We start from the raw sequence: 16,193 nt of genomic DNA, 5'->3' as shown, positions 1-16,193 counted from the left end.
CGAGCATGGCGGCAACCCGGGACGACGTGGCACGCCTCGCGGGCGTCTCGTCGAGCACCGTGTCGTACGCCATCAGCGGCCGTCGCACCATCTCGGCCGCGACGCGCCAGCGGGTCGAGCAGGCCATGGCCGAGCTCGACTACACGCCGAACGCGTTCGCCCGCGGCCTCGCCGGCGCCCGCGGCGGCATCATCGCCCTCCACTACCCGTACGGCCGACGCGGGGTCACGGCGTCGGAGTTCGAGTACGTCGCCGCGGCCACCGACCGGGCCCGCGAACGCGGGTACCACCTGCTGCTCTGGTCGAACCCCATCGACGACGTCGAGGGCCTCGGCAGCCTCGTCAGCGAGGGCCTCGTCGACGGCGCGATCCTCATGGAGCTGACCGCGGACGATCGGCGCGTGCCCGTCGTCTCCCGAGCCCGGCTGCCGTTCACCAACATCGGGCGCCCCGACGACGTCGACGGCCTCTGGTTCGTCGACGCCGACTACGACGCCCTCGGCCGGCTCGCCATCGACCACCTCGCGGGCCTCGGGCACGACCACGTCTTCTTCCTCAGCCAGAGCGTCCGGCAGCCCGAGCGGGGCTCGGGACCGGTGGGCCGGGCCGACAGCGCCCTCGTGGCGTCGGCGTGCCAGCGGGGGGTGCGCCTCGAGACGCACCGGGCCGAGAACTCCGTGCCCGGCGGCCGCGCGGCGGCCGGGGCCTTCGCCGCCCTCGCGCCGCGGCCGACCGCCGTCGTCGCCTTCAACGAGACGGCCCTCGCCGGCTTCGTCCAGACCGTCGCGGCGACGGGGCTGTCGATCCCCGGCGACGTGTCCGTCGTGGCCCTCAGCATCGGCGACCTCGCCGCCGAGATGACCTCCCCACCGCTGACGACGGTGTCGCCCCCGGGCGGCGAGATCGCCGCCACCGCGGTCGACCACCTCGTCGACCGCCTCGAGGGCCGCCGTCACGACGCCCCCCACGTGCTCGTCGCGCCGCAGCTCGTCGTCCGGGGCAGCAGCGCACCGCCGACACGCCCCTAGCACGCTCGGTTGCGCGGCACCTGCGGGTGTGTGACACTCACAGTCGACGCGCGTCGACGACGACGTGCGCGGGCGGCACGACTCGACAGCACGAGCGGCCGCCGAGATGCGACTCAACGAGGAGAACACCATGCGAGCATCCCTGCACCGCCGCTTCACCGGGCCCCTGGCGGTCCTGGCGGCGTCGAGCTTCCTCCTGGTCGGCTGCTCCGGCACCGCCGACCCCAACGACCCGAACGCCGGCGGCGGCGCCGGCGCGGCCGACGTCGGCACGGCCGACGGCGTCGTCAACGTCTACGGCACCATCAACGGCGACGAGGCGACTTTGCTCGAGAAGTCGTGGGCCGACTGGGAGAAGCAGAACGACATCGACATCAAGTACACCGGCGACAAGGAGTTCGAGAAGCAGATCGGGATCAAGGTCCAGGGCGGCGACACCCCCGACCTCGCGATCTTCCCGCAGCCGGGCCTGCTCGCCGACACGGTCGCCTCGGGCAAGGTGCAGGAGCTCCCCGCCGACGCCCTGGCCAACGTCAAGGAAGGGTGGTCGGAGGACTGGCAGAAGTACGGCCAGGTCGACGGCACCCAGTACGGCGCCCCGCTCATGGCGAGCGTCAAGGGCTACGTCTGGTACTCGCCCGCCAAGTTCAAGGAGTGGGGCGTCGAGATCCCCAAGACGTACGACGACCTCGTCGCCGTCTCGAAGACCATCCAGGAGAAGACCGGGACGGCCCCCTGGTGCGCCGGCTTCAACTCGGGCGAGGCCTCGGGCTGGCCCGGCACCGACTGGGTCGAGGACCTCGTGCTGCGCGGGGCCGGCCCCGACGCCTACGACTCGTGGGTCTCCGGCGACACGGAGTTCACCGACCCCGAGATCAAGGACGCGTTCGACTCCGTCGGCACGATCCTGCAGGACCCCGACATGGTCAACGCCGGCTACGGCGACGTGAAGTCGATCAACTCCACCGCGTTCGGCGACGTCGCCACCAACGTGGCGAACGGCAGCTGCGCGCTGACCCACCAGGCCTCCTTCTTCGAGGGCTTCCTGACCGCGGCGAACAACGCCGACGGCCAGCCCGCGACGGTGGCCGAGGACGGCGACGTCTGGGCCTTCCTCACCCCGCCCATGAAGGAGGACGACCCGGCGGCCGTCACCGGCGGCGGCGAGTTCGTCGCGGCGTTCTCGAACGACGACGACACCGCCAAGGTGCAGGCGTACCTCGCCAGCGCCGACTGGGCCAACAGCCGCGTCTCGCTCGGCGGCGTCATCTCCGCCAACAAGGGCCTCGACCCGGAGAACGCCGGCAGCGACCTGCTGAAGAGCGCCGTCGAGATCCTGCAGGGCACCGACACCACCTTCCGCTTCGACGGCTCCGACCTGATGCCGAAGTCGGTCGGCTCGGACAGCTTCTGGAAGGGCATGGTCGACTGGATCGACGGCACCGACACCGACTCGGTGCTCGAGGAGATCCAGGCCGGCTACACCAGCTAGCAGCCTGACCGCGAGGGGTCGCCGCCCGGCGGCGACCCCTCGTCCCGCACCACCCGGGTCCTCCGACCCGTCACTCCCGGGCCCCGACCCGCCCCCGGCGGTCCCGCCCGTCCCGCGTGCCCGCAGCCGCTCCCCCGCTGCACCCGAACGTGAAAGGGACAGCGATGTCCAGTTTCTTCCAGTGGTTGGCGGGCATCCCGCCCCTGGCCCAGATCCCCCTGATCCTGCTCGCCTTCGCGGCGCTCGTGGCCGTCGTGCTCGTCTTCGTCGAGTTCGCACCCCGCCGCGGAACCCCGTACACGATCCTCCGCCTCGCCGTCTGCGTCGTCGTGCCCGTCGTGGTCCTCCTGGCCTTCGGGCTCTACAACTCGGTCATCTGGGTCGCCGCGATCGCCGCCGTCCTCGGCGGGGGGTTGTTCCTGCTCGACTACCGCTCGAAGCGCGGCGCCGGCTACTCGCTGCAGCTCGTCGCCTTCATGGCGCCCGCCGTGTTCTTCCTCATCATCGGCCTGATCTACCCGACCATCACGACTGCGGGGCAGGCCTTCATGAAGAACGACGGCTCGGGCTTCGCCGGGCTCGACAACTTCGCCTGGGTCTTCACCAGCCCCGACGGCCTGACCGCCTTCGGCAACACCCTGATCTGGGTGCTGCTGGCCCCGATCACCGCGACCGCCATCGGCCTCGCCTATGCCGTCTTCATCGACAAGAGCCGCGGCGAGAAGTTCCTCAAGCTGCTCGTCTTCATGCCCATGGCCATCTCGTTCGTCGGCGCGTCGATCATCTTCAAGTTCTTCTACGACATCCGCCAGGGCGAGCAGATCGGCCTCCTCAACGGCATCCTGGTCGCCTTCGGCGGACAGCCCGTCGACTGGCTGGGCCTCGAGCCGTGGAACACCCTGCTGCTCGTCATCGTGCTCATCTGGACCCAGGCGGGCTTCGCCATGACGGTGCTCTCGGCCGCCATCAAGGGCGTCCCCGCCGAGCAGCTCGAGGCGGCGTCGCTCGACGGCACCAACGGCTTCCAGGCCTTCCGGCACATCACCGTCCCGGGCATCCGCACGACGATCATCGTCGTGCTGACGACGATCTCGATCGCGTCCCTCAAGGTCTACGACATCGTCTCGGCCATGACCGGCGGCCGCAACGACACGACGATCCTCGCCTTCGAGATGGTCCGCCAGTTCCAGCTCGGCAGCCGCAGCGGCTACAGCTCGGCCCTCGCGGTCATCCTGTTCGTCCTCGTGCTCCCGATCGTCATCTACAACGCCCGTCAGATCCAGAAGCAGAGGGAGATCCGATGACCGCCACCCCGACCCCCATCGCGGTCCCGGTCTCGTCCGGCGCCGAGCGTCAGCTCGAGCGCGGCCTGGCCAAGATCGAGCACTCGAGCGGCAAGCTCAAGCGCGGCACCACGAGCCGCGGCGCGACCATCGCCGCCCTCGTCATCGCCGTGATCTGGACCCTCCCCACGGCGGGACTGTTCATCTCGTCGTTCCGCCCCGCGAACGACATCAAGACGACGGGCTGGTGGACCGTCTTCGCGAACCCCGGCTTCACGCTCGACAACTACGTCAACGCGCTGAGCTCGGGCGACAGCCTGACTCTCGGCAAGGCGTTCCTCAACTCGCTCGTCATCACGCTGCCCGCCGCGCTCATCCCGATCACGATCGCCAGCCTCGCGGCCTACGCCTTCGCCTGGATCGACTTCAAGGGCCGCAACACGATGTTCGTGCTGGTCTTCGCCCTGCAGATCGTGCCGATCCAGATGGCCCTCGTGCCGCTGCTCCGCCTCTTCTCGGACGGCCTCCGCGTCGGCGGGCTCTACATCCTCCCCGGCCTCGGGGTGAACGGGCTCGACGGCTCGTTCGCCAAGGTGTGGATCGCGCACACGATCTTCGCCCTCCCCCTGGCGATCTTCATGCTCCACAACTTCATCAGCGAGATCCCGGCCGAGGTCATCGAGGCCGCGCGCATGGACGGCGCCGGCCACGGCCAGGTCTTCTTCCGCATCGTGCTGCCCCTGTCGATGCCGGCCATCGCCTCCTTCGGCATCTTCCAGTTCCTCTGGGTGTGGAACGACCTGCTGGTGGCGACGGTCTTCACCTCCGGGCAGGGACTGCCGATCACGAAGGCCCTGCAGGACCTGTCGGGCTCGTACGGCCAGTCGTGGGAGCTCCTCACGGCCGGGGCGTTCATCTCGATCATCGTGCCGCTGATCGTGTTCTTCGCCCTGCAGCGCTTCTTCGTCCGCGGCCTGCTGGCGGGCGCGACCAAGGGCTGAGGCCCAGGGCACAGGGGACGGCCCCGGCGACGTCGACGAGACGCCGCCGGGGCCGTCCTCGTGTCGGCGCGGACACGCCCTCGACGAGGCGACGCCGGAACGACGAAACCGCCCGGCTGAGAGCCGAGCGGTTCGTGGTGATGCTGGTGACCCCAACGGGATTCGAACCCGTGTTACCGCCGTGAGAGGGCGACGTACTAGGCCGCTATACGATGGGGCCGTATTTGCAACTCGTCGAGTATGCCACACCCGTCGAGCCCGTCACAAATCGAGGCGCACCCGCGTGTCGCGCAGCCGCCGGGGCACCTCGGACGAGCCCGTCCTGCCCTCGGGAGGCGCGCCTCCCGAGGGCAGGACCGCTCCCCCGCGCCGGCGTACAGTCGGCCCCATGCGCCTCACCAAACTCGAACACGCCTGCCTCGTCGTCGAGAAGGACGGGCGCAAGCTCGTCGTCGACCCGGGGTCGTTCACGACGCCCCTCGTCGACCTGCACGACGTCGTCGCCGTCGTCGTCACCCACGAGCACCAGGACCACTGGACGCCCGACCAGCTCACCCACCTGCTCGCCACGAGCCCGGAGGCTGTCGTGTACGGCCCCCAGGGCGTCGCCGACGCCGCCGACGGCTTCGACGTCCACGTCGTCGCCGACGGCGACACGGTGGAGGCCGGCCCCTTCACGCTGTCCTTCCACGGCAGCCGCCACGCGGTCATCCACGAGAGCATCCCCGTCGTCGACAACGTCGGCGTGCTCGTCGACGGACGCCTCTTCTACCCCGGCGACCAGTTCACGGTCCCTCCCGTGCCCGTCGAGACCCTGGCCGCCCCCGTCGGGGCGCCCTGGCTCAAGGTCGGCGAGGTCATCGACTACGTCGCGGCGGTCAAGGCGAAGCTCGTCTTCCCGACGCACGAGCAGACCCTCTCCGGCCCCGGCCTCGGGATGCACTTCGACCGGATGAAGGCGAGCGCGCAGTCGGTCGGCGGCGACGCCGTCGAGCTCGCCGCCCACGAGTCGATCGAGATCTGACCGGTACGGCCGGCCGGTCCCGACCTGCCCGGACCGACCCCGGACGACCGACCGCCCCGACCGACGACCTGCGTCGTCGACCGGGGCGGTCGGTGCGTCGGTGCCTCGCCGCGGCGGCTAGAGCGTGACGTCGATCTCGCGCAGCACCTCGGCGTCGATCGCGACGCGCAGGGCCTCGAGCAGCTCGTCGGGGGCCGGGCTGTCGATGGTCAGCACGCTGAGCGCCTGGCCGCCGGCGCTGCGGCGGGCGATCTGCATGCCCGCGATGTTGATGCCCGCGTCGCCGAACTCCTTGCCGTAGATCGCGACGATGCCGGGGCGGTCGCCGTAGACCATCACGAGGTGGTGGGCCGCGATGGGCACCTCGACGTCGTAGCCGTTGATCTCGACGATCTTCTCGACCTGCTTCGTGCCGGTGAGGGTGCCGGAGACCGAGATCTGGCTGCCGTCGGACAGCGAGCCGCGGATCGTCAGGACGTTGCGGTACTCCTCGCTCGTCGGGTCGGTCAGCAGCCGCACGGTCATGCCGCGCTGCTCGGCGAGCAGCGGGGCGTTCACGTAGCTGACCGACTCGCTCACGATGTTCGTGAAGATGCCCTTGAGGGCGGCGAGCTTCAGCACGCTGACGTCGTGCTCGACGAGGTCGCCGCGCACCTCGACGTCGACGCTCGTGAGCGGCGAGTCGGCGAGGCCGGCGAAGACCTGGCCGATCTTCTCGAGGAGCGGGATGCCGGGTCGCACGTACGGGTCGATCACGCCGCCCGCGACGTTGACGGCGTCGGGCACGAGCTCGCCGCCGAGCGCGAGGCGCACCGACCGGGCGACCGACACGCCGGCCTTCTCCTGAGCCTCGTCGGTGGACGCGCCGAGGTGAGGCGTGACGACGACGTTCTCGAGGCCGAGCAGCTTCTGGTCGACGGGCGGCTCGGTGACGAAGACGTCGAGGCCGGCACCCGCGATCTCGCCGGTGGTCAGCGCCTCGTACAGGGCGTCCTCGTCGATGAGGCCGCCGCGGGCGACGTTGACGACGAAGGCCGTCTTCTTCATGGCCTTCATCTGCTCGAGGCCGATCATGCCGGTCGTCTCGGGGGTCTTCGGCATGTGGATGGTGACGAAGTCGGCCGTCGCGAGCAGCTCGTCGAGGGAGAGCAGGGTGACGCCCAGCTGCTGCGCGCGAGCCGGCGTGACGTACGGGTCGTACGCGACGACGTCGACGCCGAACGCCTGGAGGCGCGCGGTGATGAGGGCGCCGATGCGGCCGAGGCCGACGATGCCGACCGTCTTCTCGAACAGCTCGACGCCGGTGTACTTGGAGCGCTTCCACTGCCCCTGCGCGAGGGCGGCGTGGGCGGCCGGGATGTGGCGGGCGAGGCTGAGGATGTGGCCGACCGTCAGCTCGGCGGCGGAGATGATGTTCGACGTCGGCGCGTTGACCACCATGACGCCCGCCGTCGTGGCGGCCTTGATGTCGACGTTGTCGAGCCCGACGCCCGCGCGGGCGACGACCTGCAGGTGAGGCGCCGCCGCGATGGCCTCGGCGTCGACCTTCGTCGCCGACCGCACGAGGATCGCGTTCGCCTCGGCCAGGGCCGACAGCAGGGCCGGGCGGTCGGTGCCGTCGACGGACCGCACGTCGAAGTCGGGCCCCAGGGCCTCGACGGTGGCGGGTGAGAGTTCTTCTGCGATCAGCACGACGGGCTTGGCCACGGAGACACATTCCTAACGAAGGGGGTCGGGGGACGCCGCGACGCGCCGTGGGCGCGGCTGTCGGCCACTCTATCCACTGCGCCGCGGGCCGACGCGCACATGACGGAGGCCGACGCCGGGGCCGCGCGCGTCAGATGCTGAGGACGTACGCGGTGATGGTCAGCGACAGCGACCCGACCAGGGCGAGGCCGGTGACGAGCGCGAGGGCCACCTGCGGCAGCGGCCGACGCCGCGCCACGAGGAGGGCGCCGGCGTAGGCGACGACGGGCAGCAGGACGTTGGCGACCAGGGCCGCCCAGGGCGGGTGGGCGATGAACGACGTCGCCCCCGCCTCGGCGTAGATCTCGTTGTTCTGGTAGCGGGCGTCCTGCGGCACGAGCACGAGGTTCGTGACGGCCTCGTAGAGGTCGTAGGCGAAGAAGAGGCCGACGACCACCGCGAGCACGACGGCCCCGAGGCGCGGTCGACGGCGGACGGAGGCGCGGGGCGCCTTCTCGGCGCTCACGCGCCTACCCCGATCACGAGGGGCCACGGCGCGAGGGCGACGGCGCCGACGGCCATCACGACGAGTCGTCGGCCCGAGCGGCTCTGCGGCACGAGGAGGATCGTCGCGACGAACCAGAGCAGCGGCGCCACGAGCGCGAGGAACAGGCCGACGAGCCACAGGGCGGTCTGCACGTCGTCGACCAGGGTGCCGCCGAAGGCGAGCAGGAACCGGTCGCGGGAGACGATCCACCCCACGCTGGAGAGCAACGCGACCCCGCCGAAGACGCCGTGGCCCACGAGGGAGGCGCCGCTCAGCATCTCGGGAGCGTCGGGGTCGATCTCGTCGTCGGAGCCTGCCGCGGTGACGGGCGCCGGTCCCTCGACGTGGCTCGCGTCGCGTTCGTCGCCCCAGCTCAGGCCTTCGTCGTCGAGCTCGTCCGCCTCGACGCCGGGCGCCGAGGTGTCGGGCGCCGCGGAGTCGGGTGCCTCGGAGCCGGGCGCCTCTGAGCCGGGGGCTCGGTCGGGCTCGGACGGCGTCATGCCGACAGCTTCGACCCGACCGCCTCGCGGAGCGCCGGGAAGAGCGGGTGGTCGGCGTCGACCCCGGTGAGCGTGACCGTGAGCTCGTCGGCGGGGAGGCCCGAGCGCAGCAGCGCCTGCAGCTCGACGCTCTCGGCGTCGTCGGCCACGTCGAAGTCGAGGGCGGCACGGACGGCGCGGACCAGGGCGTCGGCGGGCAGCCCGCGCTCGGCCAGCTGCGTCGCCGGGCCCACGAAGCGCTCGTGCCGGCTGAGCTTGCGGAGCGGGTTGCGCCCCACGCGCTCGGTCGTGTCGGGCAGGTGCGGGTTCGCGATGCGGACGAGGTTCTTGTCGATGTACCGCTGCTGGTCGTCCGCGTCGAGGCCGTGCTTGGCGACGAGGAGCGACTTGGTCTCGGCCAGCGCGCCCAGCACCTCGGCGTGCACCTCGGGGTCGGCCAGCGCCTCGCGGATGCTCGTGAGCCCGCGGGCGAAGCCGTGGTAGGCCGCGGCGGCGTGCGCGGTGTTGACGGTGAAGAGCTTGCGCTCGATGAACGGCTCGAGCTCGGGCACCCAGGTCACGCCCTGGATGTCGGGGCGGTGCTCGCCGAACGGGGCGCTCTCGACGACCCACTCGAAGAACGACTCGATCGTGACGTCGAGCGTGCCGCCGGCCTGCTCGGGGACGATGCGGTCGATGGCGCAGTTCGCGAAGACGGCGTTCTCGGCCGGGTCGGACTGGCGGACGGACTCGGCGAGCGAGTCGGTGGCGTTGATCGCGTTCTCGCACGCGATGACGGTCAGCGGCGGCAGCGAGGCGTCACGCGCGGCGAGCCCCTTCGCGATGACCGGGGCGACGAACGGGAGGATGCGGGCGCCCACGGCCGTGGTGACGACGTCGGCGGTGGCGATCTCGGCGATCAGCGCCTCCTCGTCGGACCGGCTGTTGATCGCCCGGTAGCCGTCGACGACGCTCGTGCGGCTGTCTTCGCCGACCTCGTGCACCTCGAACGACGGCTGCGCCTGCAGCAGGCCGATGAGCTCGTCGTTGACGTCGGCGAACACGACCTCGTAGCCGCTCGCGTGCAGGAACTGCGCCACGAAGCCCCGACCGATGTTCCCCGCACCGAAGTGCACTGCCTTCTTGCTCGTCGCCATGCCTTAGATCATGCCACGACCCCGGCCAGACGCCGGACGGCCGCGAGGCCCCGCTCCGGGTGGGAGCGGGGCCTCGCGGGTGGGACGGGGGGTGGTGCGGGTGACGCTGCGACGAGGGAGACGTCGGCGCGCAGCGCTGCCGTCCCCTGTCGGCGGAGCCGACCATGTCGCCAGCGTCGCGCCCGGCTACGGGGACGTCAGCGCGCAGCGCTGCCGTCCCCTGTCGGCGGAGCCGACCATGTCGCCAGCGTCGCGCCCGGCTACGGGGACGTCAGCGCGCAGCGCTGCCGTCCACGTAGTCGGTGTCGGTCTGCTTCCAGGCGAAGAGGGCGCGGAGCTCCTGGCCGGTGGCCTCGATAGGGTGGGCCTCGCCCTTGGCGCGGAGCTCCTTGAACTCGGGGGCGCCGGCGTCCTGGTCGTCGATGAAGCGCTTCGCGAAGGCACCCGACTGGATGTCGGCGAGGACGGCCTTCATGTTCTCCTTGACGGAGGGGTCGATCACGCGGGGGCCCGAGACGTAGTCGCCGTACTCGGCGGTGTCGGAGACGCTCCAGCGCTGCTTGGCGAGGCCGCCCTCCCAGATGAGGTCGACGATGAGCTTGAGCTCGTGAAGCACCTCGAAGTAGGCGATCTGGGGCTGGTAGCCGGCCTCGGTGAGGGTCTCGAAGCCGTACTGGATCAGCTGCGAGGTGCCGCCGCAGAGGACGGCCTGCTCGCCGAAGAGGTCGGTCTCGGTCTCTTCGGTGAAGGTCGTCTTGATGCCGCCGGCACGGAGGCCGCCGATGCCCTTCGAGTACGACCAGGCGAGGTCCCAGGCGGCGCCCGAGGCGTCCTCCTCGACGGCCACGATGACGGGGACGCCGCGGCCGGCCTCGAACTCGCGGCGGACGGTGTGGCCGGGGCCCTTCGGGGCGACGAGCAGCACGTCGACGCCCGCGGGTGCCTCGATGTAGCCGAAGCGGATGTTGAAGCCGTGGCCGAAGACGAGGGCCTTGCCCTCGGTCAGCGCCGGGGCGATGTCGTCGGCGTAGACGTGGCGCTGCACCTGGTCGGGCGCGAGCACCACGATGACCTCGCCCCAGGCCGAGGCCTCGGCCGGGGTGAGGACCTGGAAGCCGGCCTCCTCCGCCTTGGCACGGCTCTTCGAGCCCTCCTTGAGGCCGATGACGACCTCGACGCCGCTGTCGCGGAGGTTGAGCGCGTGGGCGTGGCCCTGCGAGCCGTAGCCGATGACGGCGACCTTCTTGCCCTGGATGATGGACAGGTCGGCGTCGTTGTCGTAGACGATCTCAGTCACAGTGGTGCTTCTCCTCGGTTGTCGACGGGTGTCGTGTCGGTGGGTCGTGCTGTGGGAGGCGCGGGCCGGGCGGCCGTGCGCCCCTAGTTCTTGAAGACGCGGTCGGTGATCGACTTCGCGCCGCGGCCGATGGCCAGGAGCCCGGACTGCGAGATCTCCTTGATGCCGTAGGGCTCGAGCACACGCAGGAGCGCTTGCGTCTTGCCCGTGTCGCCCGTGACCTCGATGACGAGGGCGTCGGTGGAGACGTCGACGACGGAGGCGCGGAAGAGGGTCACGGCCTCGAGCACCTGCGACCGGGTCGTGTTGTCGACGCGCACCTTGATGAGGAGGTGCTCGCGCTGGACGGACTGCGAGTAGTCGAGCTCGACGATCTTGATGACGTTGACGAGCTTGTTCAGCTGCTTCGTCACCTGCTCGAGCGGCAGCTCCTCGACGTCGACGACCACCGTGATGCGGCTGAAGCCCTCGAGCTCGCTCTTGCCGACCGCGAGGCTCTCGATGTTGAAGCCGCGACGGGCGAAGAGGCCCGCGACCCGGGTGAGGAGTCCGGGCTTGTCCTCGACCAAGAGCGACAAGACGTGGCTCATGCGTGTTCTCCTGTCATGTCGCCGTCGCGCGTGGTGTCGGAGGCGCTCGTGCCGGGCGCCTCGTCGTCCCACTCGGGTGCGAGGGCACGGGCGTGCTGGATCTCGGAGTTCGAGACGCCCTGCGGCACCATCGGCCACACCATGGCGTCGCGGCTCACGACGAAGTCGATGACGACGGGACGGTCGTTCGTCTCCAGCGCGAGCTGGATGGCGGCGTCGACCTGGTCCTCGCTCGTGACGCGGATGCCGAGGGCGCCGTAGGCGTCGGCGAGCTTGACGAAGTCGGGGACCATGCGGGTCTCGTGGCCGGTGTTCAGGTCGGTGAACGAGTGACGGCCCTCGTAGAACAGGGTCTGCCACTGCCGCACCATGCCGAGCGACGAGTTGTTGATGATGGCGACCTTGATGGGGATGTCGTTGATGACGCAGGTGGCCAGCTCTTGGTTGGTCATCTGGAAGCAGCCGTCGCCGTCGATCGCCCAGACGACACGGTCGGGCTGGGCCACCTTGGCCCCCATGGCGGCGGGCACCGAGTAGCCCATCGTGCCGGCGCCGCCGGAGTTGAGCCAGGCGTGCGGGCGCTCGTACTGGATGAACTGCGCGGCCCACATCTGGTGCTGGCCGACGCCGGAGGCGTAGATCGCCTCGGGGCCGGAGAGCTGGCCGATGCGCTGGATGATCGCCTGCGGCGACAGGAGCCCGTCGTCGGGCTCCGTGTAGCCGAGCGGGAACTGCTCGCGCAGGCTCTCGAGGTGCTCCCACCAGGCCGCGATGTCGGGACGCGTCCCGCCGGTCACCTCGGTGAAGGCGCTCGTGAGGTCGGGGATGACGACTTTGGCGTCGCCCACGATGGGGACGTCGGCGAGACGGATCTTCGAGATCTCGGCGGGGTCGATGTCGACGTGGACGACCTTCGCGTCGGGGGCGAAGAGGTCGGCCTTGCCGGTCACCCGGTCGTCGAAGCGCGCGCCGAGGGCGATGATGAGGTCGCTCTCTTGCAGGCCCAGCACGGCGGGCACGGTGCCGTGCATGCCGGGCATGCCGAGGTGCTGCTGGTGGGTGTCGGGGAAGGCGCCGCGGGCCATGAGCGTCGTGACCACGGGCGCCCCGGTCGCCTCGACCAGCGTGCGGAGCTCGGCCGACGCGCCGGCGCGGATGACGCCGCCGCCGACGTAGAAGACCGGGCGCTTCGCCTCGGCGATCATCTGCGCCGCCGCGGTGATCTGCTTGCCGTGCGCCTTCGTCACCGGGCGGTACCCGGGCAGGTCGACGACGGGCGGCCAGACGAACGGGGCGGAGTTCTGCTGCGCGTCCTTCGTGATGTCGACGAGCACCGGACCGGGTCGACCCGTGCTCGCGATCTGGTACGCCGCCGCCAGGGTGGCCGGGATGTCCTCCGGCTTCGTGACGAGGAACGAGTGCTTCGTGATCGGCATCGTGATGCCGACGATGTCGGCCTCCTGGAAGGCGTCGGTGCCCATCAGCGTCGAGAAGACCTGGCCCGTGATGGCCAGCAGCGGCATGCTGTCCATGTAGGCGTCGGCGATGGCCGTGACGAGGTTCGTCGCCCCGGGGCCCGAGGTCGCGATGGCGACCCCGACCCGGCCGGACGCGGCCGCGTAGCCCTCGGCGGCGTGACCGGCACCCTGCTCGTGGCGCACGAGGATGTGGCGGATCGCCGTCGAGGCCATGAGCTCGTCGTAGAACGGGATGATGGCGCCGCCCGGCAGCCCGAAGACGTCGGTGACGCCGAGGTGCTCGAGCGACCGGAGGATCGCGCCCGACCCGGTCAGGATCTCGGGCTGCGGGGCGGTGTCGGCCGCGCCGCGGGCCGCGGGCCGCGCTGCGGCTCCGGGCGTCGGGGTCGTCGTGTCGTGGGGCATCTGTGCCGGTTCCCTCTTCGTGGGTGGTGGTCCGTGATGACGGACGTCGACGGCGGCCGCCTGCCGGTGCACGGCGGGCGGCCGACCGGACGTCGTCTAGTAGGTGACGGCGCCCTCGGCCGCGGAGCGGACCTGGCGCGCGTACTTGGCGAGGACACCGCGGGTGTAGCGCGGGGGAAGAGGAGCCCAGCCGTCGCGGCGGGACTCGAGCTCAGCCGGGTCGACGAGTAGGTCGATCGAGCGAGCGGCGATGTCGACACGGATCAGATCGCCATCGCGCACGAAGGCGATCGGACCGGAGTCGACCGCTTCGGGTGCTATGTGGCCGATGCACAGGCCGGTTGTGCCGCCTGAGAATCGTCCGTCCGTCAACAGTAGTACATCCTTGCCGAGGCCAGCGCCCTTGATGGCGGCCGTGATGGCCAGCATCTCGCGCATGCCCGGACCGCCCTTGGGGCCCTCGTAGCGGATGACCACGACGTCGCCGGCGACGATGCGGCCCTCGGTGAGGGCGTCCATCGCCCCGCGCTCGCGCTCGAACACCTTGGCGGGGCCCTCGAAGACGGAGGCGTCGAAGCCGGCCGTCTTGACGACGGCGCCCTCGGGGGCCATGGTGCCGCTCAGCACGGTCAGGCCGCCGGTCGCGTGGATCGGGTTCTCGAGCGTGCGCAGCACCTCGCCGTCGAGGGGCTTGGGCTTGATGGCCTCGAGGTTCTCGGCGACGGTCTTGCCGGTGACGGTGAGGCAGTCGCCGTGGATCAGGCCGGCGTCGAGGAGCGCCTTCATGACGACGGGCACGCCGCCCATGCGGTCGACGTCGTTCATGACGTACTTGCCGAAGGGCTTGAGGTCGCCGATGTGCGGGACGGTGTCGCCGATGCGGTTGAAGTCGTCGATCGTGAGGTCGACCTCGGCCTCGTAGGCGATGGCCAGCAGGTGCAGCACGACGTTGGTCGACCCGCCGAACGCCATGGCCACGGCGATGGCGTTCTCGAACGCCTTCTTCGTGAGGATGTCGCGGGTGGTGATGCCGAGGCGCAGCAGGTTCACGACGGCCTCGCCCGAGCGGTGGGCGAAGTAGTCGCGACGGCGGTCGGCCGAGGGCGGCGAGGCCGAGCCGGGCAGGCTCATGCCGAGGGCCTCGGCGACGCTCGCCATGGTGTTCGCGGTGTACATGCCGCCGCACGCGCCCTCGCCCGGCACGATCGCGCACTCGATGGCCTTGAGGTCGTCGTCGCTGATGGCGCCGGCCTTGTGGGCGCCGACGGCCTCGAACGAGTCGATGATCGTGACGTTCTTCTCGGTGCCGTCGCTGAGCTTGACCCAGCCGGGGGCGACGCTGCCCGCGTAGAGGAAGACGCTGGCGAGGTCGAGTCGGGCCGCGGCCATGAGCATGCCCGGCAGCGACTTGTCGCAGCCGGCGAGCAGCACGCTGCCGTCCAGGCGCTCGGCGTTCATGACGACCTCGACGCTGTCGGCGATGACCTCGCGCGACACGAGCGAGAAGTGCATGCCCTCGTGGCCCATCGAGATGCCGTCGGAGACCGAGACGGTGCCGAACTGCAGCGGGTAGCCCCCGCCGCCGTGCACGCCCTCCTTCGCGCCCTGCGCGAGGCGGTCGAGCGACAGGTTGCAGGGCGTGATCTCGTTCCAGCTGCTGGCGATGCCGATCTGGGGCTTCTCCCAGTCCTCGTCGCCCATGCCCACCGCGCGGAGCATGCCCCGCGACGTGGTCGCCTCGACGCCGTCCGTGACGACGCGGCTGCGCGGTTTGATGTCGATCCCGGCCTGGGTGTCCTTCTCTGGCATGGGTCGAGTTTAGGGCCCGCCGCCGACTCCGCCGCGCCGCGTGCGCGACCCGGCCCCGCGCCTCCGGTCAGCCGTCGTCGCCGGGGTGGTCGTCGAGGGTGACGGTGGCCGATCGGAGGTCCCACGTGGCCTCGACCTCGCGGCCGCCGGGAAAGGCGACGTGCATCTCGATCGGCGTGGCGAGCACGTCGGCCGCCGCGGCGCACGACCACGCGACCTGCTCGGACGCGGTCTCGGCGACGACGAGGCACCAGTCGCCGGAGGTCGACCTCGCGACGTAGGCGGCGTCGCCATCCCCCGTGACCGACCGGCGGAACGACCCGGGGTCGAGGCCCTCGAAGGCGCGGGCGGAGCTGGAGGTGGGGACGTCGGACGGCACCTGCTCCCGGTCGAAGAAGGGCGCGGCGAGACGCTCCGCGACGAGCGAGGCGTCGCCGGTGGCGGAGGCCGACGCCGTGGGCGCCACGGGGGCGTCCGCCGGGCGACCGGCGAGGGCGACGACCGCGACGACGGCCGTCACGGCGACGACGAGCGCGCCGGCGGCGAGGGCCGCCCCGCGCCTCCGGCGCCGTCGACGACGACCCGCGGCCACGTCGGTGCCCGACGTGACGGCCTCGAGCGCCCGACGGAGCTCGGCCTCGTCGCGACGCCGGTCGTCGTGGCGCCGCTGCCACGCCTCGGCGGCGCCCGCCGACGGCGCCGGGTCGCCCCCGGGTGCGGGACGCCCGAAGACCGCCTCGCCGAGGTCGTCGTCGCGGACGCCGGCGCCGGCCGCGCCCTGCGCCGAGAGCGACGCGAGCAGGTCGTCGAGGGGCTGGCCTCCCCCGTACTCGGCGGCGACGGCGGCGCGGAGGTCGGGGTCGGCCTCGAGCCGCGCGGCCGTGTCGACCGGTCGGGCCTGGTGGGGGTCGGTCATC

Annotated in this window: 14 protein-coding genes and 1 tRNA gene; 5 read left to right on the top strand and 10 right to left on the bottom strand. The window is 71.3% G+C overall.

The genetic code is table 11. From position 1 onward, the window contains the following. Positions 1 to 5: 5 nt before the first annotated feature. From EDF38_RS04975 to EDF38_RS04960, 4 genes are all read left to right on the top strand, one after another. Positions 6 to 1,028, top strand: a complete 1,023-nt coding sequence (locus EDF38_RS04975) for a LacI family DNA-binding transcriptional regulator (RefSeq protein WP_123354241.1) — start codon at positions 6 to 8, stop codon at positions 1,026 to 1,028. 130 nt (positions 1,029 to 1,158) lie between these two features. Next, a complete protein-coding gene (locus EDF38_RS04970; protein WP_123355032.1) occupies positions 1,159 to 2,520 on the top strand; it encodes an ABC transporter substrate-binding protein in 1,362 nt (453 codons plus the stop codon). 164 nt (positions 2,521 to 2,684) lie between these two features. Then, positions 2,685 to 3,824 carry a carbohydrate ABC transporter permease gene (locus EDF38_RS04965; protein ID WP_123354240.1) on the top strand — a complete coding sequence of 380 codons (1,140 nt, stop codon included), beginning with the start codon at positions 2,685 to 2,687 and terminating at the stop codon, positions 3,822 to 3,824. Continuing rightward, positions 3,821 to 4,804, top strand: coding sequence for a carbohydrate ABC transporter permease (locus tag EDF38_RS04960; protein ID WP_123354239.1), 984 nt, complete (start codon positions 3,821 to 3,823; stop codon positions 4,802 to 4,804). The genes EDF38_RS04965 and EDF38_RS04960 overlap by 4 nt, the downstream gene beginning before the upstream one ends. A gap of 144 nt (positions 4,805 to 4,948) precedes the next feature. Here the strand turns inward: EDF38_RS04960 and EDF38_RS04955 are convergent. Then, positions 4,949 to 5,024 (bottom strand) — tRNA-Glu (locus EDF38_RS04955). Positions 5,025 to 5,192: 168 nt separating this feature from the next. Here EDF38_RS04955 and EDF38_RS04950 point away from each other — a divergent pair. Then, entirely contained in the window at positions 5,193 to 5,828 is a 636-nt protein-coding gene (locus tag EDF38_RS04950; protein ID WP_123354238.1) for an MBL fold metallo-hydrolase, read from the top strand. Between the two features lie 117 nt (positions 5,829 to 5,945). Here EDF38_RS04950 and serA read toward each other — a convergent pair whose 3' ends face one another. The 9 genes from serA to EDF38_RS04905 form a co-directional block, all read right to left on the bottom strand. Continuing rightward, the gene (gene serA, locus EDF38_RS04945; protein ID WP_123354237.1) at positions 5,946 to 7,535 is read right to left on the bottom strand and encodes a phosphoglycerate dehydrogenase; all 1,590 of its coding nucleotides are present in this window, start codon (positions 7,533 to 7,535) and stop codon (positions 5,946 to 5,948) included. A 130-nt stretch (positions 7,536 to 7,665) separates the two neighbouring features. Continuing rightward, the gene (locus EDF38_RS04940; RefSeq protein WP_123354236.1) at positions 7,666 to 8,040 is read right to left on the bottom strand and encodes a hypothetical protein; all 375 of its coding nucleotides are present in this window, start codon (positions 8,038 to 8,040) and stop codon (positions 7,666 to 7,668) included. Continuing rightward, complete coding sequence (locus tag EDF38_RS04935; RefSeq protein ID WP_123354235.1) at positions 8,037 to 8,561, bottom strand: hypothetical protein; 525 nt, start codon at positions 8,559 to 8,561, stop codon at positions 8,037 to 8,039. The genes EDF38_RS04940 and EDF38_RS04935 overlap by 4 nt, the downstream gene beginning before the upstream one ends. After that, positions 8,558 to 9,697 carry a mannitol-1-phosphate 5-dehydrogenase gene (locus EDF38_RS04930; RefSeq protein WP_123354234.1) on the bottom strand — a complete coding sequence of 380 codons (1,140 nt, stop codon included), beginning with the start codon at positions 9,695 to 9,697 and terminating at the stop codon, positions 8,558 to 8,560. Before EDF38_RS04930 ends, EDF38_RS04935 begins: the two co-directional genes overlap by 4 nt. A 271-nt stretch (positions 9,698 to 9,968) precedes the next feature. Next, positions 9,969 to 10,994: a ketol-acid reductoisomerase gene (gene ilvC, locus EDF38_RS04925; RefSeq protein ID WP_123354233.1), complete on the bottom strand. Its 1,026-nt coding sequence runs from the start codon at positions 10,992 to 10,994 to the stop codon at positions 9,969 to 9,971. A gap of 83 nt (positions 10,995 to 11,077) precedes the next feature. Then, a complete protein-coding gene (gene ilvN / locus EDF38_RS04920) occupies positions 11,078 to 11,584 on the bottom strand; it encodes an acetolactate synthase small subunit (RefSeq protein WP_123354232.1) in 507 nt (168 codons plus the stop codon). Then, on the bottom strand, positions 11,581 to 13,467 hold the full coding sequence (locus tag EDF38_RS04915; protein ID WP_123354231.1) for an acetolactate synthase large subunit: 1,887 nt from the start codon (positions 13,465 to 13,467) through the stop codon (positions 11,581 to 11,583). Before EDF38_RS04915 ends, ilvN begins: the two co-directional genes overlap by 4 nt. A gap of 96 nt (positions 13,468 to 13,563) precedes the next feature. Further along, positions 13,564 to 15,276 carry a dihydroxy-acid dehydratase gene (gene ilvD, locus EDF38_RS04910; protein ID WP_123354230.1) on the bottom strand — a complete coding sequence of 571 codons (1,713 nt, stop codon included), beginning with the start codon at positions 15,274 to 15,276 and terminating at the stop codon, positions 13,564 to 13,566. A 67-nt stretch (positions 15,277 to 15,343) separates the two neighbouring features. Further along, positions 15,344 to 16,192, bottom strand: coding sequence for a hypothetical protein (locus EDF38_RS04905; protein ID WP_123354229.1), 849 nt, complete (start codon positions 16,190 to 16,192; stop codon positions 15,344 to 15,346). Between the last annotated feature and the right edge of the window lies 1 nt (position 16,193).

Source organism: Frigoribacterium sp. PhB160 (assembly GCF_003751785.1).
Classification (GTDB): domain Bacteria; phylum Actinomycetota; class Actinomycetes; order Actinomycetales; family Microbacteriaceae; genus Frigoribacterium.
The sequence above is the reverse complement of the archived record's forward strand: the minus strand, read 5'-3'. Positions and strand labels throughout refer to the sequence as shown.